A 22,607-nucleotide genomic window follows, 5' to 3' on the forward strand; every position below is an offset into this window, starting at 1 on the left:
GTTAGGGGTGAGTGGCTGGTTGGGCCGTTTTGAATTTGATTACCAGCAGGGTCTGGTCGTCGTGAATAGGCTGGCCGTAGCTGAATTCGCCTAAATCCTCCAGAATGGCTTCTTTGATTTCGTCAGCCTGCAGATAATAGGTCTTTTCCAGCATCTGGCGCAGGCGCTCCTCGCCATATTCTTCCTGCTCGGCGTTACGGGCCTCCACAATGCCGTCGGTGTAAATCACCATCACGTCACCGGGGTTGTAATCGTAGAACTGGTTTTTGATGTACTTATCGTACGTGTCGTTGCGGATGATGCCCAGCCCCAGGCCGGCCGAGCGGAAAAAGGCCACTTCCTCTTTCAAAGAGTGGTAATACAGCGTGTGGCAGTGGCCGGCGCGCGCAAACACAAAGCCTCCGCTTTCATACTCCACAATGTAGAGCGTGGCCGTGATGAAGGAGGAGCGCTCCAGGCAATGCACCAGAGCCCGGTTGGCCATGGCCATAAACTTGCTGGGCAGCGGAAACCGCTCCTTCTCGTCTTTGGCCAGCGGATTTTCCTGCATCAGCGCATGAAAGATGCCTTTCATCTGCGCCATGTGGAAAGCCGCCGTAATCCCCTTACCCGATACGTCCCCGATCAGAATAGCCAAGCCCTTGCCGGGCAGGTGCAGGAAGTCATAAAAATCACCGCCTACTTCCTTGGCCGCTAAAGCATGGGAACTGATTTCAAACCAGTTATCAGTAGGAAGTGTTTTGGGAATGAGGCTTTCCTGCACGGAACTGGCAATTTTCAGCTCCTCTTTGTAGCGCTCATTCTGAATGGAATCCTGCAGCAGGCGCAGGTTTTCAATGCTGAGAATGGTCTGGCTGGCATACGTCTGGAGCACGCTCAGGCTTTCCCGGTCAAAGCCCTGGCGGGTCTGGCGCAGCAGGTATAAGTCGCCGTAGGCATGTTTGGAGGAACGCAGGGGCAGCACCAGTAGGGAGCCAAACGGGAGGTCAAGGGCCCGGAAGCCACTGCTGCCGGGTAAGTCGTTGTTGAGGTATTCTATGCCGCTGATGTTATAATCCTTCAGCAGGTTTTCCACTGCCTGGCCTTGCGCCTCCGTAATCAGCTCCAGGCGGCTGTAGGGTTCCCCTTCCAGACTATCTATGCGCAGCCAGGCAGCTTCGGCATTCACCGTCTGGCGGGCGGCATCAAACAGGGAGCTGTAAATCTCGAGTTCCGACTGCCCGCGCTGGATTTGCTGCGTCAGGCGCTGCATGCTCATAATTTCCTCGCGCTTCTGCTCAAATATGCCAGCTGTGGGCAGGTTAAAGAGCGTAACGAGCAACCCCATCAGGGCATAAAACGCGGCGAAGAATACCGTCAGCAACAAGAAGGCATGCTGGGGGTGGGGCGCTACCAATTGCGGATCCTGGCGGATGCGCAGGAAATAGATGGTGAAGACGCCCAGCGCCAGCAGTATGCCCAGTTGCAGCAGAATAACCTCCCACTTCTGGCGGCGGTTGAGGTAAGCCACCCACCGCTGGTGGCTGCTGAGATATGCCCCAAACACGCCCAAAGCGCCCAGAATAATGCCGGCGGCCAACAGCGGCAGCTGCACATTTACCAGCCGGAGCAGTAGGGTGCTGCCCAGCAGCACCTCAAACAAGGCCCACTGACTATGGACGGTAGGCGAAGCCCGAAACAGCACCAACGACCGCCACGTGTAGCAGGTGTGGGCCAGAAACAGCACAAACAGCCCCAAGTTCAGGGTGTAGATGATGGCAAACAGGGTGCGGTCGGCTATGCCCAGCTGCAGTTGTAGCAGCCGCTCCAGTAAGTGCAGACCCACGCAAATGATGGCCAACAAACCCGGGCCCTTGAGCAGGCGCCGCAGCACCCCCACAAAATCCGTTCCCCGCAGAGGGTCGGGCTGGTAGCGCTGGTACACAAAAACACTGCCCACAAAAACACCCTGGGCCAGTAGTGTGAGCCAGGCCGGCAATTCTATGGCCAGCAGCGTGGGATTAGCCCGCAGCAGCGTGGTGAGCAGCAAAGCAACCCAGCTTACTAATGCCAGTGGCAACGCCAAGGACTTCAATGGCTGCTTTTGGAGCATGAACAGAGAACAGAAATACGCCGAAGCGGAGGTAAGCGTGGAGTGAAAAAGCAAAGACAAATTACCGTAAACACGGTAAAACCTTCCGGCGCCAGGCAAAGGGTCCGGCGCAGGAAGGGCAATATACAGCCCTTTCGTCCACTACGCCGAAGTATGGGGGCTAAAATATATAGTGCGGGAAAAATTCAGCTGGCTATAAACCACAACAGGCAGCCAATCTGGCTGCCTGTTGTGGTTTATCTAAACACCTGCAAGGGCCTAGCGGCTACTGTAGTTAGGCGACTCACTGGTAATCTGCACATCGTGGGGATGCGACTCCCGCAGGCCGGCCCCGGTGATGCGCACCATGCGGGCCTCCTGCAATTTTTCTATGGTAGCGGCTCCGCAATAGCCCATACCGGCCCGCAAACCTCCGGCCAGTTGGTACAGTACCTCGCCGGCGCCACCTTTGTATGGCACGCGGCCCACAATGCCTTCCGGCACCAGCTTCTTGATGTCATCTTCGGCATCCTGGAAATACCGGTCTTTCGAGCCCTCTTCCATGGCTTCCACAGAACCCATGCCCCGGTAGCTTTTGAACTTGCGGCTTTCGTAGATGATGACCTCGCCGGGCGCTTCCTCGGTGCCGGCCAGCAGGGAGCCAATCATAATAGAGGCTGCGCCACCGGCCAGGGCTTTCACCACGTCACCGGAGAATTTCACGCCCCCATCCGCAATCAGCGGCACGCCGGTACCTTCCAAGCCGCGGGCAGCTTCCATCACCGCCGAGAGTTGGGGTACGCCAATACCAGCAATAATGCGGGTAGTGCAGATAGAGCCGGGGCCTACGCCCACTTTCACGGCGTCAGCGCCGGCATCGGCTAGGGCGCGGGCTCCTTCGGCGGTGGCTACGTTGCCGGCTATAACTTCCAGGGTGGGGTAGTGGTGCTTGATGTTGCGCACGGCATCCAGCACGCCTTTGCTGTGGCCGTGGGCGGTATCCACACTTACCACATCTACGCCGGCTTCTACTAGGGCCTTTACACGTTCCAGTAAATCAGGCGTTACGCCTACCGCGGCGCCTACGCGCAGGCGGCCAAACTCATCTTTACAGGCGTTGGGCGAGCGGCGGCGCTTCCGGATGTCCTTATAAGTAATCAGGCCCACCAGGCGGCCTTCGGTATCCACCACCGGCAGTTTTTCAACTTTCGATTCCTGCAGGATGTCCTCGGCGCGGGCCAGCTCGGTGCCCGCCATGGCCGTTACCAGCTTCTCCCGGGTCATCACCTCCGATACGGCGCGGGTCATGTCTTTCTCAAAGCGCAGGTCGCGGTTGGTCAGAATGCCTTTCAGGCGGTGCTGACCGTCCACAATCGGAATGCCGCCAATCTTATTGTCGCGCATCAGCTTGCGGGCGTCCCCCAGGGTGGCATTTTCCGCCAGCGTAAACGGATCCAGGATCATGCCGCTTTCCGAGCGTTTCACACGGCGCACCAGCTCGGCCTGGGCCCGGATGCTCATGTTTTTGTGGATGACGCCAATGCCGCCTTCCTGGGCCATAGCAATGGCCATTTCGGCTTCGGTCACGGTATCCATGGCCGCCGAAACGAAGGGGAGGTTCAACCGGATGTTGCGGGTCAGCTGCGTGCTGGTGTCGGCGTCGCGGGGCAATACCTCCGAATAGGCAGGTAGCAGCAGGACGTCGTCGTAAGTAAGCGCCTCGAAGGCAATTTTGGCAGCGTAGTCAGCCATGGCAACAAGAAGTATTAGGTGATTCTTATTGCCGGATAAAATTACGACGAAAAGTTGGGTTGCGCGTTATCGGGGCCTTGGGTTTGTGAAGGGAAGCTACTTTCAACCGCTGCCGAAAAGCCGTAAAAAGCCGCTCTGAAAGGTCAGAAGCTGATTTTGCTGCTGATTTTATCCAGTAGATAACTGCTGCCCGGAATTTCGCCGAAAAAATGCCCACAAGAAATTTTACAGACCGTTCTGCTTTTTGGTGCCGCGGGTAGGGGGCGCTTCCAGGGGGTTATCAGGCCAATAATGCTTGGGATAGCGGCCCCGCAAATCCTTGCGCACCTCAAAATAGCCGGCAGCCCAGAAGCTGCGCAGGTCGCGGGTAACCTGGGCCGGGCGGTAGCCGGGTGAGAGCAGATGCAGCGTGAGCGGCACCTGCCCATTATACACGGTGGGCGTATCCAGCAGGCCAAACACTTCCTGCAGGCGCACCGCCAGTATCGGCGCGGCTGGCTCCGCATAGTCCAGCCGAATGCGCGTGCCGGTGGGTACTTCCAGGTGCGAGGGCGCCAGCCGGTCCAGGGCCTGGCGCTGAGCCCAGCCTTCCGGCAGCCAGTTCAAGAGGGCTTCGCCTAAATCGATGCGTTGAATTTCGGCCCAGGAGCGCACATTGTCCAAAAACAACCCCAGCCATTCCGGCAGGGCCGCCAGCAGTGCCTCATCCGAAACATCGGGCCACTCCGTAGGGCTATGGTGATGCAGGAAAGCCAGCCGCTCACGCAGCTGCGTAGCGGCTTCCGACCAGGGCAAACGGCTAATGCCGGCTGCCTGCAAAGCCTCCAACACCACCTGCTGAATTACTTCGGGGGCGGGGTTGGTCAGGCTGCTTTCACTCAGGCGCAGGGCCCCCAGCTGCCGCAGCCGGCGCGCGGTAACGCGGCCGGTGGCCTCATCCCAGCGCACTTCCTCGGTGGTGGTAATCTGGTCGGCGAAGTATTGCTCCAGCTCGGCTTTGTCTAACGGAGCCGCCAGTCCGGCTCTGGGGTTGGTGGCGGTGCCATCCAGGTGCGCAACGGCGAAGAACAGGTCGGTTTTGCTGAAATACTCATCCGGCAAGGCGGCCCGCTGGCCGGTAACCAGCCGTACCCGCTCGGGTGTTTCGCGCTGGGCCAGCCGGTCCGGGTACGCCAGGCCCGCCAGCAAACCGGCTACATCGGGCTCCAGGGCGGATGAGCTTACCCCGATGCGGGACCGGAGCATGGCTGCTGCTTCCCGCACGCGGCGCAGGGCGGCCGCATCGGGGTGCAGGCCGGGTAGGGGGGCGCGGCCGCTGGCCAGAGCTTCCAGGCGCAGGCGCAGGTCCGGGGGGCCAAAGGAGCCATCGGCGGGGCGCAGAATGTCGCGCTCCGTGAGCAGGGCGGCTAGGGCGCAGGCGGTAGCCCCGTGGCCCACTTCTTTGCCGCGCACGACTAAATGCGCCAAGCGAGGAGCCAGCCCCAACCCGGCCAGGGCCCGGCCGTGTGGAGTGGGCAACGCATCGGTAGTAACGGCCTGCAGGCGTAACAAAAGCTCGCGGGCCTGTGTCAGGGCCGGGGCAGGTGGGGCATCCAGCCAGCGCAGAGTTCCAGCGTCGCGGGTGCCCCAAAGGGCCAGTTCCAGGGCCAGGCTGCTGAGGTCGGCCGTCAGGATTTCGGGGGGCAGGTGATGGGGGCGGTGCTGCTGGTCGGCGACGGTCCAGAGGCGGTAGCAGGTACCAGGACCCAGGCGCCCGGCCCGGCCCCGGCGCTGGTCGGCAGCGGCCTGGCTTACGGGCACGGTGGCCAGCGTGGTAAGGCCCGTGCGGGGCTCAAACTGCGGTACGCGCGCAAAGCCGCAATCTACCACAATGGTGACGCCCTCAATGGTGAGGCTGGTTTCGGCAATGCTGGTGGCCAGTACAATCTTGCGCCGGCCGGCGGGAGCGGGGCGCAGGGCGGCATCCTGCTGTTCCATGGGCAGCTCGCCGTGCAGCAGATGGATATCAATGGTAGCAGCCAGGGTGGGCGTCAAGCGCTCCGCCACGCGGCGCTGGTCAGCTAGGCCGGGCAGAAATACCAGCACGTCGCCGGTGGGGTGGTGGGCCAGGGCTTCGCGGATGATGACGGGCGCCAAATCCTGCAGCAGCTCATGCGGGCGGCGGCTGGCCGCTGCCGCTCGGGCCGGCGACAGGTAGTTGGTTTCGACGGGGAACATGCGCCCCAAACTGCTGACCACGGGTGCGCTCAGCCACCGGCCCAAACGCTCGGCATCCAGGGTGGCGCTCATCACCAGAATTCGCAGATCTGGCCGCAGTACGGCCTGAGCATCCAGGGCTAGGGCCAGGCCAAGGTCGGCCTGCAGGTTGCGCTCATGAAACTCGTCAAACAGCAATGCTGCTACGCCTTCCAGGGCGGGGTCGTCCTGCAGCTGGCGCGTCAGAATCACTTCCGTTACGACTTCGATGCGGGTGCGGGCCGATATTTTGCTTTCCAGGCGCATGCGGTAGCCTACGGTCTGGCCTACCGGCTCGCCCAGCAGCTGGGCCATGCGCGTGGCCGCTGCCCGGGCCGCCAGGCGGCGGGGCGCCAGCACAATGATGCGGCCGGTGGGCGGCATCCAGTCGGCATTTAATAAAGCCAACGGCACAATCGTGGTTTTGCCGGCGCCGGGCGGGGCCTGCAGCACCACGCACGGTTGCTCCTGCAGGGCGGCCAGCAGCTCGGGAAGAGCAACGCGAATGGGTAAATCAGGCAGTTGCACGCGGGGCAGAAAAGAAGGTTAGTATACCGGCACGGAAGGGTCTACGCGCAGGCTCCAGGCGTGAATACCGCCGCGCAGATTCAGCAGGTTGGTCAGGCCGTGGCGGTGCTGCAGGTAGGCCAGCGCCTGCATGGAACGCACGCCGTGATGGCAAATGAGCACCACCGGCTTGTCGGTAGCCAGCTCTGCCACGCGGCCGGGCAGGTCGCCTAAGGGAATCAGTAGGCTGCCTTCGATGCGGCAAAAGTCGTATTCTTCCGGCTGACGGACATCTACGAGCTGCGCGGCGGGACCTTCCTGCAGGCGGGTCTGGAGAGCTTCGGGAGTGAGTTCGGGGAGCATAAAAAGCAGTTATCCGGCAGGATGACTACTCACCCTGATCCGCAAAATTAACCCCGGACTTTCTACCTTCGGTTCGTTCATGTGTGTTTACCGGTTTTTTCGCCTGATTTGTGACTGTTGCTGAAGTGTGGTCGGCGGTGCTGGCCAGTAGCCCGATTGAAGTGGCGGGAGTACTCACGGGCATTGCCTGCGTCTGGCTGGCGGCCCGCAATTCCATCTGGAATTTCCCGGTAGCCATTGTCAGCTGCCTGCTGTACGTGGTGGTTTTCCTGCAGGCCCGCCTGTATTCCGATGTAGGGCTGCAGGTGGTTTTTATTACCCTCAGCGTGTACGGCTGGTATGAGTGGCTGCACGGCGGCCCTCAGCACCGGGAGCTGCCCGTAACCCGTACCAACAGCCGCCTGTGGCTGGCTTTAAGTGCCGTGGGGTTGGCGTATGCGGTGGGCGCGGGCTTTCTGTTTCAGCAGTATACCAATGCCGCCATTCCTTATTGGGACAGCACCACCACGGCCATCAGCCTGATAGCGCAGGTGCAGCTCACCCGCAAAAAAATAGAGAACTGGATACTCTGGGTGCTCGTAGATGCGGCCTACGTGGCCATGTACTGGCACAAAGACCTGTACCTCACCAGCGGACTATACCTGGTTTATCTGTTTCTGGCCGCTTACGGTTACTGGGAATGGCGGCAGCTGATGCTGCGCCGCCCGGTCGCCGAACTTACCTTGTCCGCATGATTCGCGTTTCCCTTACTGGCCCCGAATCTACGGGCAAAACCACCCTCAGCCAGCAGTTGGCTGCCCACTACCGCACCACCTGGGCCCCCGAGTATGCCCGCGCCTACCTGGAAAAAAATGGGCCTCAGTATACGCTGGCGGACCTGGAGCAAATTGCCCGGGGCCAGCTGGCCGCCGAAGAAGAGGCCGCGGCCCAGGCCTCGCGCGTGGTGTTCTGCGACACGGACCTGCTGGTGATTAAAATCTGGAGCGAACATGCTTTTGGCTACTGCCCGGAGTGGATTCTGCAGGAGCTGCAGCGGCACCGCTACGACCTGGTGCTGCTCCTGAACGTAGACCTGCCCTGGGAGCCCGACCCGTTGCGGGAGCACCCTAACCTGCGCCAGCACTTCCACCAGATGTACCGCCGTGAGCTGCAGGAAAGCATTTCCCCGTTTGCTGATATCAGCGGCACACCCGCCCAGCGCCTGGAGCAGGCCTGCTTTCTGGTAGATGAACTCCTCGCCGCCCCGGCACCCCAGGCAGCGTATTCCATAGCTAAAGTCTAACGATGCATATTCTTGAAAACGAGCTGAGCCGCGTAACCGTGCAGGCCCACGGCGCCGAGCTCAGCAGCTTTATCCGCAAAGACCTCGATAACCTGGAATACATCTGGCCCGCCGATGCCGCCATTTGGGCGCGCCACGCGCCGGTGCTGTTCCCCATTGTGGGCCGCCTCCCGCAGGATACCTATACCTACCAGGGCCAAACGTATCAGCTGCCCCAGCACGGCTTTGCCCGCGACCAGGAGTTTACCCTGATGCGCCAAACCGCCGCCGAACTAGTGCTGGAGCTGCGCCCCAACGAAGCCACCCTGGCCCGCTACCCTTTCGATTTCCGACTCATCATCAGCTACCGGCTGGCTGGCCCCATGCTCACCATTGGCTGGGAAGTGCACAACCCCGGCCGCGGCGAGCTGCTTTTCAGCATTGGTGCCCACCCCGCGTTCCGCTGCCCGCTGCTCCCTGATGAGAAGTTTGAAGACTACTATTTTGAGTTCGACCACCCTGTTACCCTGGAGCGGCACCTGTTGGAAGGTGGCTTGCTGAATGGAGAAACGGAGCCGCTGCTAGACCAGCAACAGAAGCTGCCCCTAAGCTACCCGCTGTTTGAGCAGGATGCCGTGGTGCTAAAGCATTTCGATTTCACGCACCTGGCCCTGCGCAGCCGCCACTCCGAGCGGGCCGTGCGTTTGCGCTTTGATGGATTTCCGTATCTGGGCCTGTGGACCAAGCAGACCGGCGCGCCCTTTGTGTGCATAGAGCCCTGGCACGGCATTGCCAGCTCCGTAGGAGACACCGGCGAGCTGGCCGATAAGGAAGGTATTCTCACGCTCGGTCCCGGCCAGGAGTTCGTGACGTCTTACAGCATCACGGTTGAATAAAGCTGGACTAGCGGCAGTGTACATCAGCCCGCTAACTGCTGCTGATATTTATGTCCTGGGCCACGGCCCGAAAGGCCGGTGATTTTTTTCCGGATTAGGGAGAGTTTCCCGGAGTCAGTAGAAATGAAAAACGGCTCCTAAGAGCCGTATGATGTTCCGGGCAGCCGGTAAGGCTGTAGCAAGAAGTCAGGAAAACCGACGTGCGTCCGGCGCTGCCGTCAGATAATCATGGGTTGGTTGGGGCGCACCGGCGTGCGGGGCCGGCGGTTGTAGTCGGGTTCCCAATCATTGATGGGGCGGGTAATGCCGGGCGGGAGGTCCAGATCCGGTAAACCATCGTCCAGTGGTTCGCCTCCGTCGTCGTCGTTATCGGGGAAGGGAGGGCGCTGAAACCGGCGGCGTGGCATCACCATAAAGTAAGCCAGAATACCGAGTACCACGAGCGTATAGACAAGGCTGATCATGGCGGGGAGACTTAGGTGTAACGCACAGAAAGACCAGAGCTTTTACTACGCTAACGAACACGCGTAGGTGCTGGTTCTCGCTTGCCCGTATTTTGTTATGGCTCCTTGTTCTTACCTTAAGTTACTTGATTTTCAGGCAAAAGTAAAGAGGAGTAGTGCTTTATAGCCCGTCGGTTTGGAACTCGGCGCCGGGCGCTCTAGTTTTGCCCCACAGTTTAGGGGTGCCCCATGCCGGGAGTGGCAGCGGGGCTGAGATCATACCCATTGAACCTGCCCGGGTAATGCCGGCGAAGGGAACAAACGATCCGCGAGCGAAAAACCTTTTGGTGCCGACCCCTGGCACCAGGTCCGTTCCACTCTTTCTTTTTTTTCATCCTTGAAAAATTTTCTGATGACTGGCCTGGCGCTTCTGGCGCTATCCGGTACGGCATGGGCGCAAGGCCCCGTGTCCGGCCAGGTAACGGATGCCCGCACGGGCAGTGCCTTACCCGGCGCCACCATTTTGCTGGATGGTACCGTGGTAGGAACTACCGATGCCACGGGTGCTTTTTTGATGCCTGCAGTGCCCCCCGGGGCGCATGTGCTGCGCATTAGCTTTCTGGGCTACACGGCCCTGGAGCAACGCGTGCAGGGCCAGCCCCGGGAGCAGCGGGTAAGCCCGGCGCTGCAGCCCGGTGGCGTACTCACCGGCGAGGCCCTGGTAACGGCTTCCCGCGCCAACGAGCGCACCGCTACAGCCTACACCAACGTGAGCAAGCAGGAAGTTGCCCAGCGCAATTTTGGGCAGGATTTACCGTATCTGCTGGATCAGACGCCCTCGGTAATAGTAAATTCTGATGCCGGCGCGGGTGTGGGGTACACGGATATCCGCATTCGGGGAACCAGCAACACGGGCATCAACATGACCATCAACGGGGTGCCTCTGAATGACCCGGAGTCCCACGGCTCGTTTCTGGTGAACCTGCCGGATCTGGCTTCCTCTATCAACAGCATTCAGGTGCAGCGGGGCGTAGGTACCAGCCAGAACGGCGGCGCTGCTTTTGGGGCCAGTATCAATATTTCTACCCTGGAAATGCGCCCAGAGGCCTACGGCGAAACTCAGAATACCTACGGTTCCTTCAACACCTGGAAAAACAATGTGTCCTTCGGCACGGGCCTGCTCAACGGGCATTTTACCATGGATGGGCGCCTCTCGCGCATTGCCTCCGATGGGTACATGAACCGGGCGTCGTCAGATCTGAAGTCGTACTATCTGTCGGCGGGGTATCAGCAGAAAAACACGCTGCTCAAGTTCATCACCTTCTCAGGGCGGGAGAAGACCTACCAGGCCTGGAACGGCGTGCCCGAGCCCGCTATAACCGGCAACCGGCAACTACTACAGCAATTCATTGATAATGGGGAGTTGTCGGAGGTGGATGCGGCGCGGGTGCTGCAGGAAGGCCGCCGCTACAGCTACTACACCTACGACAACCAGACCGATAACTACCAGCAGAACCACTACCAGCTCCACCTTTCGCAGGGCCTAGGTCAGGACTGGAACCTGGGCGCGGCGCTACACCTCACGCGCGGTTTTGGCTACTACGAAAGCTACCGCGCCAACCGGAAGTTGGCCAACTACGGTCTGGCCAATGTCGTGCTTGGCGACACTACCATCAAGCGGACCAACCTGATTGACCGCAAGTGGCTGGATAACTATTTCTACGGCGGCACCTTTGCCCTCAACTACCAGCCCCAGGCGAATGATAAGCTGCAGGCCACCGTGGGCGGAGCCTGGAACCGCTTCCTCAACGACCATTACGGCGAGGTCATCTGGGCGCAGTACACCTCCAATGGCAGCATGCGCCACCGCTACTACTTCAACGACGCCACCAAAACCGATTACAACGCCTACGCCCGCGCTACCTGGCAGGTGCTGCCCCGCCTGGGCGTATATGGTGATGTGCAGGTGCGCCACATTAAGTATCAGATTGATGGGATAGAAGACGACCAGAACAACGTAACGACCCGGGCCAGCTACACCTTTTTCAACCCGAAAGCAGGGGCCACCTTTGCCGTAGGCACCGGCCAGCAGCTGTATGCCAGCTACGCCGTAGGGCAGCGGGAACCAGTCCGCGCCGACTTCACAGACCGCCCCGCCGGCGACCAGACAGCCAAAGCCGAGCGCCTCCATGATTATGAAGCCGGCTACCGCTTCTCCCAACCCGCTCTGAGCCTGTTAGGTACCAATACGGCTGTGCGCTTCGAGGCCAACTACTTCTACATGCGCTACCGCAACCAACTGGTAGCTACCGGCCAACTAAATGATGTAGGCACTGCACTGCGGACCAACGTAGCTCGCAGCTACCGCACCGGCCTGGAGCTGACGGGCTTTGTCTCGGCCCAGGATAAAATCAGCCTCAGCAGCACCCTCACCCTGAGCCGGAACCGCATCCTGAACTACCGCGACGTGACCTACAACGCCAATTACGAGCCTGTGGTGGCCGATCAGGCCCGGACAACCACTGTTTCTTACTCCCCTTCCACCATTTCAGCGCACACGCTGGAGGGGCAGCCGCTAAAAGGCCTGCGCGTGGCATTACTCTACAAAACCGTGAGCCGCCAATACTTGGATAACTCTACCAGCGAGGACCGCCGCATTAAGCCCTACCAAGTAATGGATTTACGCCTGCGCTACACCATTCGGCCGGTGGTAGTAAAGGAAATTGAACTGGGTGTGCTGGTAAATAACGTGCTCAACCGCAATTATGTGGCCAATGGCTATACCTACGGGTACCCCGATACTACCGGCGAGCAGCAAACCTTCAACTGGTATTTCCCCCAGGCTACCCGCAATTTTCTGGCCTCAGTTGGGGTGAAGTTTTAACCACACTCGGTAGGTTTCTACACTCTCTGCCAATTCAAGTCAGTCCAAAAAAAAGCCTCGCAACCTGCGAGGCTTTTTCATTTAAAAACAACTGTGTCTATAAATACAAAGCCGTCCACAAAATCCGACGAATCCGTGATTCAGATAATCAGCCGCACGCCGCCCAGCTCGGAAATATGATAGGGGAACCGGTCGCCGGGGGAGCCGATGAACATGAAGTTTTTGGGGATTTTCCACTCCTGGGACAAAGCTTCAATCAGGTCGGGGCCGAAGTGGCCGGGGCGGGCTACAAAATCAATATCCAGGTCGCCGTAGGCCCGGTCAAGTACGCGGATATCAGTGAGCAGCTCGGGGGATACCTTTTCGCCTTCCTGCAGCAGGGTTACGATTTTCAGGCGGTGCGTAAACTCGTTTTCCTGCACGTAGGCCAGTACTTTATTTAGATTTTCCACATTATCACCCTTCGTGAAAAACACAAATTCCTGCTCGTTCAAATCCCGCAGCATGCGGCGGATAGACAGGCGGGCCAGGCGCGATACGCGGGGGGAATGCTCAGCTAAGGATTTTGCGGCGGCCAGTACCAGATTCAGAATGGCAATGCGGTTGAGCATGATATACACCAGCGCCATGGTGGGAATAAAATACTGCAGGAACACCACCAGGTAATCGGGGTGGATTTTGATGTTGCCGTAGAGCGCAATAATAACGCCCACCAGCGCCAGCAATACCGTTGGAATGCTGGCGTATACGGGCCGGGGCAACTGGGGCCGCTTGCTCTTCAGCAGGAAGTTGCCCAGCGCAAAAAAGGCCATTACCGACAGGAAAGAAATGGTGTAGACCCCGGCCAGCGGCCCCAGCTCGCCGTTGGTAATCAGCAGTACTGAAATGCAGAGCAGGAAGAAGGTGATGAGAATGACATAGTTGCTGTTGCGGCGGTTTTCCTTGAGGAAAAACTGCGGCAGAATCCGGTCCAGCGTCATTCGCTTCATCAGGCCACTTACGCCTACAAAAGAAGTAAGCACGGCCCCGCTCAGCACGGCCACGGCATCAACGGAAATCAGAATGCCCAGCCAGCGGCCCCCGGTGGTATCACCCAGGTGCGAGAGCAGGGTTTCCGTATGGGTGTCTACCGAGGTGAGCGGCAGGGCAGCAATGGCCAGAAAGGCAATAACGGGGTTAAAAAAGCTCACCACAATCCACATATTCCGCAGCGTTTTGGCAAACACCCCGGGTGCCTGCTCCTCCACAAAGTTGGCGGAGCTTTCGAAACCGGAAATGCCCAGCATGGCGGCGCTAAAGCCAAAGAACAAAGCCGTGGTCAGGCTGCCTTTCAGGGGAGTGTGGAAGTTTAGTGAGAGGGTGTCCAGGTCGTGCGTGAACAGGTACCACACGCCGGCGGCCACCAGCAGTATAAGCGTGCCGATGTGCGTGAGAAAGATAATGACGGCCACCTTCGCTGACTCTGACATGCCCAGCAGAGTAAGCACTAGGAACAGCCCCAGCAGGCCCATGGTGGCCGGAATAACCGGCAGGGCGTGCCAGAGCGTGTGCAGGTAGTGCATGGCCTCGCTGGCCGAAATCACGGCCGTAGCCATGTACGATAGAATGGTGAGGCAGGCAGCCAGGGCGGCGTTGCGCTTGCTGGTGGTGTTCAGCAGCACGTTGTAGGCGCCGCCGTTCAGGGGCAGCGCGCCTACTACCTCGCCATAAATTTTGCGGAACAGAAACAGCACGGCCCCCACCAGGAGCAAAGCCACAAAGGCATACTGGCCGGCATACGCAATGGCCAGCGCCGACACGTACAGGCAGGAGGAGGAAATATCGTTGCCGCAGATGGCCGTGGCTTCCAGCTCGCTCAGCTTTTTAGGGTGGCTCATGGGGAGGAAAAGAGTGGATAGAATTATTTAGGGAGGAAGTTTACCAAGAAATTCGCTGGAGTACATACGGGAACCGGGAAATCCAGTCGGTTTTGCCTGGGCAAGCGGGTGGCTTTCTGCCGAAACCAAGGCGGCCAGGTGCCTGTTCACCATCCCAGAATCCCTATCTTTGGGCTATTCATCCCCACCCAAACCCGCACTATGTCTTCGCAAGCTGACGTTCTTTCCCCCAAGGCCAAAGCCTCGAATCATCACGGCTCTACCAATGCCGCCGGCTTCACCGATTATTTCGACCTCGACGGCCTGCTGACCGAGGAGCACAAGCTCATCCGCCAGAGCATCCGCGACTTCGTGAAGAAGGAAATTTCGCCCAACATTGAGAAATGGGCCCAGGACGCGCATTTCCCCTCGGAAATTGTGCGCAAGTTTGGCGAGGCCGGCGCTTTCGGCCCCACTATTCCCGCCGAGTACGGCGGCGGCGGCCTGGACTACATCAGCTACGGCCTGATTATGCAGGAAATTGAGCGCGGCGACTCCGGCATGCGCTCCACCGCCTCGGTACAGGGCTCCCTGGTGATGTACCCCATCTACGCCTATGGCTCTGAGGAGCAGCGCAAGAAATACCTGCCTAAGCTGGCCTCCGGCGAGTGGCTGGGCTGCTTCGGCCTCACGGAGCCCGACCACGGCTCCAACCCCGGCGGCATGACCACCAATATCAAGGATATGGGTGATTATTACTTGCTGAACGGCGCCAAGCTCTGGATTTCCAACTCTCCCGAGTGCCAGGTGGCCGTGGTGTGGGCCAAGGACGAGAATGGCCGCATCAAAGGCCTGATTGTGGAGCGCGGCATGGAAGGCTTCACCACCCCCGAAATTCACAACAAATGGAGCCTGCGCGCTTCCTGCACCGGCGAGCTGGTGTTCCAGGACGTGAAAGTGCCCAAGGAAAACCTGCTGCCCAACATCGACGGCCTGAAAGGCCCGCTGGGCTGCCTCGACTCCGCCCGCTTCGGTATTGCCTGGGGCGCTATCGGTGCGGCTATTGACTGCTACGAGTCGGCGCTGAAGTATTCCATGGAGCGCATCCAGTTCGGCAAGCCTATTGGCGGCTTCCAGCTGCAGCAGAAAAAGCTGGCCGAAATGCTCACGGAAATCACCAAAGCCCAGCTGATGGTGTGGCGCTTAGGTGTGCTCAAAAACGAAGGCAAAGCCACCTCGGCCCAGATTTCGATGGCCAAGCGCAACTCCGTGGAAATTGCCCTGGAAATTGCCCGCGAAGCCCGCCAGATTCACGGCGGCATGGGCATTACCGGCGAGTACCCCATTATGCGCCACATGATGAACCTGGAATCGGTAGTGACCTACGAAGGCACCCACGATATCCACCTGCTGATTACCGGTGCCGATATCACCGGCCTTCAGGCGTTTAAGTAAATAATCCAGTGTCATAAAACAGGGAAGCCGCTTCATTATGAAGCGGCTTCCCTGTTTTATGATGTGCTGCTCAGAAGATACAAAACGCGCTAAAGTTGATATAGCCCCGAAGACTAATAATCTTTAAGAGATACTGGGTTAGCGCTTTTCCAACAAATAGGTTTCAGACCGAGTATGATCCGGGCTTTTAGGGAAGCTAGGATCAGGTGTACTGTATTCCGAAATATGCATCTGCGCCACTGTCCAGCCTTGGCTGCGTAGCTCATTCAACTTTATCAGCACTTGGACTTGTGGCGAGGGGCCTTTGAACTTCAGTTTTATCGTCTGCCGTTCTTCTTGTCCGTTTGGATAAATAATCGTCAGCTGATTGGAAGAGTCTAATAACAGCATCATGTAACCGGATTCAGCACTGGTTTTTGGATAGAAAGCCCAGCAGCCGATGGCTACACATACTAATGCGAGAATAGATAGTAGCTTTTTCATCCGGCCAATAAAAGGAATAATTCCCAGCCTTACCGCAGCTCGTCAAAGGCATACTGCGCTGTGCTCCAGAACTCATCCAGCGCTATCAAGCGCGGTTTGAAAAACGAAATCAGGCTGGGCCAGTCGTCGCGGTTGAAGAGATTTACGGGGGCCAGCTCCTGATAAATGCGGCCGATGGCCTGGCCGTTGGCATCCTGCGTATCGGGCTCCCATTGCCAGGTTTCGCCCAGGGTCTCTTCCAGCATTGCTTTTAACGCTTGAAACTGCTCAAAAAACAGCTCGCGCATGTCCGCGTCCGGGTGCGTCAGCTCAATACCGATGCTGGCGCGCTTGCCATCGGCCTGCAGGCGGAAGTACACGTGCTTAAGGCCGGTTTTATAACTTATCCAGTTGGCAGGCAGGCCTTCAGCCGATGGCACTGGCTGCATATACTGCCCAAACGTGGTCCAGAAGGCCTGGCGCAGTTGCGTTACTTCGGTTTTGCTATACATCGGGGGTAAAAATATCAGACTGATGCGGGATACTACGGTTTAGGGGAGTGGGGCATATGGGTAGTTTTACCGGCCGGCGTGTTATTATTACGCCTTCATTCGTTGTTCCATTTGCTTTATGGCCGCAGCTTCTCCGCTTGTCTTGCTTGAATGCCTGATTGCCGGCACCACCCACCGCGAAGGCCTGCCGGCCTATGAACCCAAGCTGCAACCCGGCCAGGCTCTTACCCTGCAGCGGGAGCCCGACAGTGCCTACGATGACTGGGCCGTGCGCGTGCTTACTACCGATACACCCCCGTTCTGGCTGGGCTACCTGCCCGAAGGCCGCAACGAAACCATTGCCCGCCTGCTCGATGCCGGTTTCAACCTCAGCGCCCGCCTCACGCACAAAGCCTGGGAAGACGACTGGCTGCACCTGGAAATTGAAGTGCTGCTGAACCGGTAGAATCCGTTACAGCAATTCCGTTAAGCCAAAAATTTCTTGGCGGGCCTGCTGAATGGCCGGTTCCTCCCCGAACTCGCGCTGCACCCATTGCGTGAAGCTGGCTACCAGCGCGCCCACGGCCTGTCGGCTGCTGCCGGGCGAGGTACCCGTGGTAGCGTCCGCCTCGGCCATGGGCATAGCGCCTTCCAGCCCCAGGCTGCTCATCACATCGGATACAAACACCAGACCGCACACATGCATGGCCTGGTATAGCAGCGTTAGCTCAGGCATAGAAAGCGGCAGGCGCTCAGTGGCCGTAATGCCGCCCAGGCGCGCCATCATAGCTTCCACCGCCGCGGGCTGCAGATTAGGCAGGGCCGCTACGGCCTGCAGAAACGGATGCTCGGTGTCGGTCTGCGGCAGGCTCTGTACCAGCAGCAAGGCCAGGCGCAGCATCTGCAGCCGGGCCTCATCAAACCCCAGCGTCACAATAGCGGGCGCAGGCGGTATGAGGCTACGGCTGTGCGCATCAAACAAGTGCTGCAATTGCTGCTGGCGGTGGCGCAGCGGGGCCAGGGCGGCCGCGCCGCTGGGGCCGGCAATAAGCTGCTCCAGGGCGTTTTCCAGCGCCGCCGTCAGCCCCAGGCAATAGTCCCAGAGCACCGCAAGCGGCTCACCTTCTACCTGCATCTGCTGGCGCAGGAACTGGCGGACCGGCGCGGCCAGCGGGCTGTGCAGGGCGGCGCGGCCTACCAGCACAAAGTCATATAGCCGCAACGGGCGGGTATTCAATAGCTCCTGCAGCGCCTCAGTAGATTGAATAGCATTCAGCTGCGCTACGGCCGCCGCATCCAGCCGGGTAAGGCTGCTCACGGCTGCGGGTAGGGGAGAGGCTTCGGTAGCGAACAGCTGCGTGCAGGCCATACCGAGCAAGGAAAGCGCGGGGGAAAGCTGCGAAAAAGCGTGAGGAGGTAGCTGCTGGAGCGAAGCGCCCGTGGGAGTGAAATCAGACATGAGGTAAGATAATTGCCTGCAAAAGTACGGTATTGCGCCTCTCTAAAGCCTTTTTAAAGCTGCGTGAACTGTCAAATATTCCGGCCAAAACAAGACCGTCATGTCGAGCGGAGTCGAGACATCTCGCTAGTGTGGTATACCTAGATAACGAAGCGGTAGAGATGCTTCGGCTGCGCTCAGCATGACGTTCATTTTCCAACAACATCAGCACGCGAGATATCTCGACTTCGCTCGACATGACGGTCTGTAGCTTTGTAAGATGGTTATTTCCACTAATTGCTAATTAAATTGGTAATACAGCGGTTTTCTACTGATTCATTGCTAAAAAAATTGCTAAAACCGGGGACGTTTCCCGGCCCTCAGGTGTTATCTTGCCACTCAACTTTCCGCTCTTTTTGCATATGCGTGAATCTTATCTGACCGGCGGCGCCGACAATATGGACGCCACCGAAAAAGACATTGATAAAGCCCTGCGGCCCTTAAGTTTCGCTGACTTCGCGGGCCAGGATAAGGTGGTGGAAAACCTGAAGGTATTCGTGGGCGCGGCCAAGCAGCGCGGCGAGGCCCTCGACCACGTGCTGCTGCACGGGCCTCCCGGTCTGGGCAAAACCACCCTCTCGCACATCATCTCCAACGAGCTGGGCTCCGGCATCAAAATGACCAGTGGCCCGGTACTGGACAAGCCCTCCGACCTGGCCGGCCTGCTCACCAACCTGGAGCCGCACGACGTGCTGTTCATCGACGAAATTCACCGCCTGAACCCTGTGGTGGAAGAGTACCTGTACTCGGCCATGGAGGACTACCGCATCGACATCATGCTCGATTCGGGCCCGAATGCGCGCTCCGTGCAGATTTCGTTGTCGCCGTTCACGCTCATCGGGGCTACCACCCGTTCCGGTCTGCTAACCTCGCCGCTGCGGGCGCGTTTTGGCATCAACTCCCGTTTGGAGTACTACGATGCCAAGCTGCTTACTAGCATTGTGCAGCGCTCGGCCGAAATCCTGAACACGCCCATTCATGAGGATGCGGCCTACGAAATTGCGCGCCGCTCGCGCGGTACCCCGCGTATTGCCAACAACCTGCTGCGCCGCACCCGCGACTTTGCCCAGATGAAAGGCGACGGCACCATCACGCAGGCCATTGCCCACTTCGCCCTCGGCGCGCTGGACGTAGACGCCCGCGGCCTCGACGACATGGACAAGCGCATCCTTCTCACCATCATCGACAAGTTCAAGGGTGGCCCCGTAGGCCTGAGCACTATTGCCACCGCCTGCGGCGACGAAGCCGAAACCATTGAGGAAGTGTACGAGCCCTTCCTTATTCAGGAAGGCTACATCAAGCGCACGCCCCGCGGCCGCGAAGCCACCGAAGCCGCCTATCAGCACCTGGGCCGCACCATGCCGCAGCATCTGCGCGGCAATACGGCCACGGGCGAGCTATTTAGCTAAAGTTAAATTACGCTTGTGCAGAAAGCGGCGGAAAGCACCACCTTGTGTGGTCTTTCCGCCGCTTTCTGTTTGTATATTATTATTGAAAATATGTCTGGAGTTGAAAATTTTATGGGCGAGTAATTAAGTCTTTTTATATAAAATAATATTGGGGCAGATTTCAAGCATAGCTTACTGTCACCTGGCATCAGCACACTGCCTGGCTCATCCGGGTTATTCAAAGTGATGCTTGAGTTTATAGACTCCGATTAATTCCGCTTCGTATGAATGAAGGCGGACGCGGGCCGGCCGCCGGTCAGTAAATAGCGGGACTATATGAAAGCCATTGTCAGATACCTGAAAAAACGGGGAAAGGCCATTCGGTACCTGGTAAAGCAGCCTCCGGATGCTGCCCGCAAAGCCACGTTTCATCAACTGCGGGTAGAAATTAAGAAGCTACAGGCACATTTAGGCCTGATTCACTACTACGCCAAGGGCTTCCACCCGAAAAAAATATTCAAGCCTTATCAAGTTGTGTTTCGGCAGGCCGGAAAGGTGAGGGAGCTGCAGGTAGAGAAAGCCATGCTCCGGCAATACATCCGGGCTGATCTGCTTACGGATTATCGGAGCAGCCTGCAAGAAAAGATAGGTAAGGAAAAGGAGTCTTATTTTGAGATGATAAATAATAAATTAATTAAAGGGCTTAAAAAAAGCTTGCGTAAAATAATTGTATATGCCACGAAAATTAACAGTAAAAAATGGGCTAATTACGCCAGAAAAAGGCAAAAAAATATAAGGCATGTTGTTAGGAAGAATAGACGAAAAAATTCTGAATTCCATTTCTTGCGGAAGAAGTTGCAGCAGTTTGCGTATCTGCAGGAAGGTGCGGGCTTTTCAGATAATGTCCAGTTAAATCGAAAGAAGAATGATTTGCGCGTTCTGTTAGGAAAATGGCACGACTATCAGATAGCTACTCGGCATCTGAAAAAGGCCGTGCGCAATGGCGTAAGCTCAGGCGAAAAGCGCCAACTCAAAAAAGTTAGACAGCAGGTATCGGCAAACCGGAAATTGCTGGTTCACCTGATTGATGCTGTTATACCCAAATCAACATTTTACTGGAGTTCTAAATAAGGTAAGCATCCTGTATATCAGGAAGTAGCCGGTTATACCGTGGGCAGTATAGGCACTAAGGAAATAATACATAGATTGGACTGAATATTACTTCCTGGTGTTTTATAGAATCCAATGAAACTGAAAACGGCTGATTACCCAACAGAAACCTCTCCCCAACTCTATGTCCGATTAGCCGGCGCTGCCTATCTGCTTATCATCATTGCCGGGCTATGCGGGGAGCTGTTTATCCGGGGTAAAATCATTGTATCCGGCGATGCAGCGGCTACGGCCCGCAACCTGATGGCCTCTGAGGGATTATGGCGCACCGGCATTGCCGGCGACCTGCTGATGCACCTGTGTGATATCCTCGTGATGTTGGTGTTTTACCGGTTGTTCAGAACCGTAAATAAAACGCTGGCCTTAATGGCGCTGCTGTTCAATCTGATTCAGACGGCCGTGCTGGTCGCCAATAAAATCACCCTGCTGGTCCCATTATTTCTCCTGGGCAATGGGGTGTATCTGAAGGCGTTCAGCGCCCAGCAACTGCAGGCGCTGGCTTACGTGGCCATCAAAACCCATGATTACGGCTTCGGCGTCGGGCTGATATTTTTCGGATTTACCTGCCTGCTCAATGGGTATCTGATTCGCCGGTCCGGCTTCCTTCCCCGGCTCATCGGTATTCTGATGCAGGTAGCCGGCGCGTGTTACTTAATCAACAGCATTGCGCTGATTCTGGACCTGTCATTTGCCTCCCAGCTATTCCCCTTCCTTATGACGCCGCCCTTCATTGCCGAGTTAACCTTCTCGCTATGGCTGCTCATAAAGGGGATTGACGTAGAAAAGTGGCAGGAAAAAGCCAGCAACTGGTAGGCCGCCGCATAGCCGGGTAGCTATATATCCGTCTATATTCGCTGCTGCTACCAACCTCCATGCCATGCGGCTCTTCCCGTTTCTGACTTTACCCCAAACGTTGATGCTGCTGCGCGTGGCTACGGCGTTTATATTCTTTGCGCATGCTGCCGTTCGCGTGAGTACGGGTACCATGGGCCAATTCGGCGACTTTCTGAATACCAAAGGGCTGGTGTACGGCCACCCGATGGTGTGGGGGATTACGGCATTTGAATTAGCCGGCAGTATGCTGCTGGCGCTGGGCTATTTCGTGCGGGCATTGTCAGCGGGGTTTATGGTGATGCTGCTGATCGGTATTGTGCTCATTCATGCTTCGCTGGGCTGGTTTGTGGGCGAGCATGGCACCGGCGGTAGCGAGTATAGTTTCCTGCTAATAATGGTATTGTTGGTGCTGGCTGCCACGGCGGAAAAGCGCCCGGTCAGTCTACCCGGCAAACCATGAACCAGCCAGACTATACCATCCGGAACGCCAGCCCCGATGAGTTTGTGGAGATTGGGCAGTTGCTGGTGGAGGTGTACGCGCAGCTGGAGGGCTTTCCAACGCCAGCGGAACAGCCGGCATATTATAACCTGCTGGCCTCCATTGGCGAGCTGACCCACAAACCCGGCGCCGAACTGCTGGTAGCTGTTACTGCGGATAACCAGATAGCAGGAACGGTACTGTTTTTTGGTGATATGCAGCACTATGGCTCGGGTGGCATTGCTACCCAACAGCCGGATGCCGCCGGCTTCCGGCTGCTGGCTGTTGCTCCGGCAGCCCGGGGCCGGGGCATTGGCAAACTGCTGACCGAAGCCTGCATCCGAAAAGCCAGCGAGCAGCGCCGCCGCCAGCTGATTATTCACAGCACCAAGGCCATGCAGATTGCCTGGAAGATGTATGAAGGTTTAGGCTTTCAAAGGGCCGAAGAGTTGGATTTCATGCAAGGAAACCTGCCGGTTTTCGGCTTTCGGTTACCGCTGGCCCGAGTACCCGACTAAAGCAGGCAGCGGGAAGGGAGCAGAATGCCGTATTTTTGCAGTTCG

General features: G+C 57.9%; 20 protein-coding genes and 1 riboswitch. Of the genes, 11 read left to right on the forward strand and 9 right to left on the reverse strand.

From position 1 onward, the window contains the following. Window position 1 precedes the first annotated feature (1 nt). The 4 genes from AM218_RS01350 to AM218_RS01365 all read right to left on the reverse strand — a co-directional run bounded on the left by AM218_RS01350 (window position 2) and on the right by AM218_RS01365 (window position 6,928). The gene (locus tag AM218_RS01350) at window positions 2–2,152 is read right to left on the reverse strand and encodes a PP2C family protein-serine/threonine phosphatase (RefSeq protein ID WP_157547462.1); all 2,151 of its coding nucleotides are present in this window, start codon (window positions 2,150–2,152) and stop codon (window positions 2–4) included. A gap of 198 nt (window positions 2,153–2,350) precedes the next feature. After that, window positions 2,351–3,823 (reverse strand): IMP dehydrogenase, encoded by a 1,473-nt coding sequence (guaB, locus tag AM218_RS01355; RefSeq protein WP_054411144.1) that lies wholly within the window; start codon window positions 3,821–3,823, stop codon window positions 2,351–2,353. Window positions 3,824–4,048: 225 nt separating this feature from the next. Continuing rightward, window positions 4,049–6,586 (reverse strand): ATP-dependent helicase HrpB, encoded by a 2,538-nt coding sequence (gene hrpB / locus AM218_RS01360; RefSeq protein WP_082318006.1) that lies wholly within the window; start codon window positions 6,584–6,586, stop codon window positions 4,049–4,051. A gap of 18 nt (window positions 6,587–6,604) precedes the next feature. Continuing rightward, window positions 6,605–6,928 carry a rhodanese-like domain-containing protein gene (locus AM218_RS01365; RefSeq protein ID WP_054411146.1) on the reverse strand — a complete coding sequence of 108 codons (324 nt, stop codon included), beginning with the start codon at window positions 6,926–6,928 and terminating at the stop codon, window positions 6,605–6,607. A gap of 110 nt (window positions 6,929–7,038) precedes the next feature. Here AM218_RS01365 and pnuC point away from each other — a divergent pair, with 110 nt between their 5' ends. Genes pnuC through AM218_RS01380 form a run of 3 tightly spaced genes read left to right on the forward strand, consistent with a single transcriptional unit; the run spans window position 7,039 to window position 9,085 of the window. After that, window positions 7,039–7,662: a nicotinamide riboside transporter PnuC gene (pnuC, locus tag AM218_RS01370; RefSeq protein WP_082318007.1), complete on the forward strand. Its 624-nt coding sequence runs from the start codon at window positions 7,039–7,041 to the stop codon at window positions 7,660–7,662. Further along, complete coding sequence (locus AM218_RS01375) at window positions 7,659–8,210, forward strand: AAA family ATPase (RefSeq protein WP_054411149.1); 552 nt, start codon at window positions 7,659–7,661, stop codon at window positions 8,208–8,210. The genes pnuC and AM218_RS01375 overlap by 4 nt, the downstream gene beginning before the upstream one ends. Before the next feature lie 2 nt (window positions 8,211–8,212). Next, window positions 8,213–9,085, forward strand: coding sequence for an aldose 1-epimerase family protein (locus AM218_RS01380; RefSeq protein ID WP_054411151.1), 873 nt, complete (start codon window positions 8,213–8,215; stop codon window positions 9,083–9,085). Between the two features lie 218 nt (window positions 9,086–9,303). Here AM218_RS01380 and AM218_RS01385 read toward each other — a convergent pair whose 3' ends face one another. Beyond that, the gene (locus tag AM218_RS01385) at window positions 9,304–9,549 is read right to left on the reverse strand and encodes a hypothetical protein (RefSeq protein WP_044515229.1); all 246 of its coding nucleotides are present in this window, start codon (window positions 9,547–9,549) and stop codon (window positions 9,304–9,306) included. 207 nt (window positions 9,550–9,756) lie between these two features. After that, window positions 9,757–9,864, forward strand: a riboswitch (TPP riboswitch). Between the two features lie 61 nt (window positions 9,865–9,925). On the opposite strand from AM218_RS01385, the gene AM218_RS01390 reads away from it, so the two are divergent. Further along, on the forward strand, window positions 9,926–12,412 hold the full coding sequence (locus tag AM218_RS01390) for a TonB-dependent receptor (protein WP_054411153.1): 2,487 nt from the start codon (window positions 9,926–9,928) through the stop codon (window positions 12,410–12,412). Window positions 12,413–12,552: 140 nt separating this feature from the next. Here AM218_RS01390 and AM218_RS01395 read toward each other — a convergent pair whose 3' ends face one another. Continuing rightward, a complete protein-coding gene (locus AM218_RS01395; RefSeq protein ID WP_054411155.1) occupies window positions 12,553–14,289 on the reverse strand; it encodes an APC family permease in 1,737 nt (578 codons plus the stop codon). A gap of 201 nt (window positions 14,290–14,490) precedes the next feature. Here AM218_RS01395 and AM218_RS01400 point away from each other — a divergent pair, with 201 nt between their 5' ends. Further along, window positions 14,491–15,723 (forward strand): acyl-CoA dehydrogenase family protein, encoded by a 1,233-nt coding sequence (locus tag AM218_RS01400; RefSeq protein WP_054411157.1) that lies wholly within the window; start codon window positions 14,491–14,493, stop codon window positions 15,721–15,723. Between the two features lie 138 nt (window positions 15,724–15,861). On the opposite strand, the gene AM218_RS01405 is transcribed toward AM218_RS01400, so the two are convergent. Both AM218_RS01405 and AM218_RS01410 read right to left on the reverse strand, forming a co-directional pair. Further along, window positions 15,862–16,206: a hypothetical protein gene (locus AM218_RS01405; protein ID WP_054411159.1), complete on the reverse strand. Its 345-nt coding sequence runs from the start codon at window positions 16,204–16,206 to the stop codon at window positions 15,862–15,864. Window positions 16,207–16,235: 29 nt separating this feature from the next. Beyond that, window positions 16,236–16,697: a DUF4268 domain-containing protein gene (locus AM218_RS01410; protein WP_054411161.1), complete on the reverse strand. Its 462-nt coding sequence runs from the start codon at window positions 16,695–16,697 to the stop codon at window positions 16,236–16,238. A 118-nt stretch (window positions 16,698–16,815) separates the two neighbouring features. On the opposite strand from AM218_RS01410, the gene AM218_RS01415 reads away from it, so the two are divergent. After that, the gene (locus tag AM218_RS01415; RefSeq protein WP_082318008.1) at window positions 16,816–17,142 is read left to right on the forward strand and encodes an HIRAN domain-containing protein; all 327 of its coding nucleotides are present in this window, start codon (window positions 16,816–16,818) and stop codon (window positions 17,140–17,142) included. Between the two features lie 6 nt (window positions 17,143–17,148). On the opposite strand, the gene AM218_RS01420 is transcribed toward AM218_RS01415, so the two are convergent. Then, complete coding sequence (locus AM218_RS01420; protein ID WP_157547463.1) at window positions 17,149–18,135, reverse strand: hypothetical protein; 987 nt, start codon at window positions 18,133–18,135, stop codon at window positions 17,149–17,151. Window positions 18,136–18,536: 401 nt separating this feature from the next. Here AM218_RS01420 and ruvB point away from each other — a divergent pair, with 401 nt between their 5' ends. The 5 genes from ruvB to AM218_RS01445 all read left to right on the forward strand — a co-directional run bounded on the left by ruvB (window position 18,537) and on the right by AM218_RS01445 (window position 22,562). Then, window positions 18,537–19,583, forward strand: a complete 1,047-nt coding sequence (ruvB, locus tag AM218_RS01425; RefSeq protein ID WP_044515211.1) for a Holliday junction branch migration DNA helicase RuvB — start codon at window positions 18,537–18,539, stop codon at window positions 19,581–19,583. Between the two features lie 315 nt (window positions 19,584–19,898). Further along, window positions 19,899–20,693 (forward strand): CHAD domain-containing protein, encoded by a 795-nt coding sequence (locus tag AM218_RS01430; RefSeq protein WP_054411168.1) that lies wholly within the window; start codon window positions 19,899–19,901, stop codon window positions 20,691–20,693. 114 nt (window positions 20,694–20,807) lie between these two features. Further along, the gene (locus tag AM218_RS01435) at window positions 20,808–21,545 is read left to right on the forward strand and encodes a DUF4386 domain-containing protein (protein WP_054411170.1); all 738 of its coding nucleotides are present in this window, start codon (window positions 20,808–20,810) and stop codon (window positions 21,543–21,545) included. A gap of 64 nt (window positions 21,546–21,609) precedes the next feature. Continuing rightward, entirely contained in the window at window positions 21,610–22,026 is a 417-nt protein-coding gene (locus AM218_RS01440) for a DoxX family protein (protein WP_231717519.1), read from the forward strand. After that, window positions 22,023–22,562: a GNAT family N-acetyltransferase gene (locus AM218_RS01445; protein ID WP_054411172.1), complete on the forward strand. Its 540-nt coding sequence runs from the start codon at window positions 22,023–22,025 to the stop codon at window positions 22,560–22,562. Before AM218_RS01440 ends, AM218_RS01445 begins: the two co-directional genes overlap by 4 nt. Window positions 22,563–22,607 lie beyond the last annotated feature (45 nt).

The sequence above is a fragment of the Hymenobacter sp. DG25A genome, assembly GCF_001280305.1.
GTDB lineage: Bacteria > Bacteroidota > Bacteroidia > Cytophagales > Hymenobacteraceae > Hymenobacter.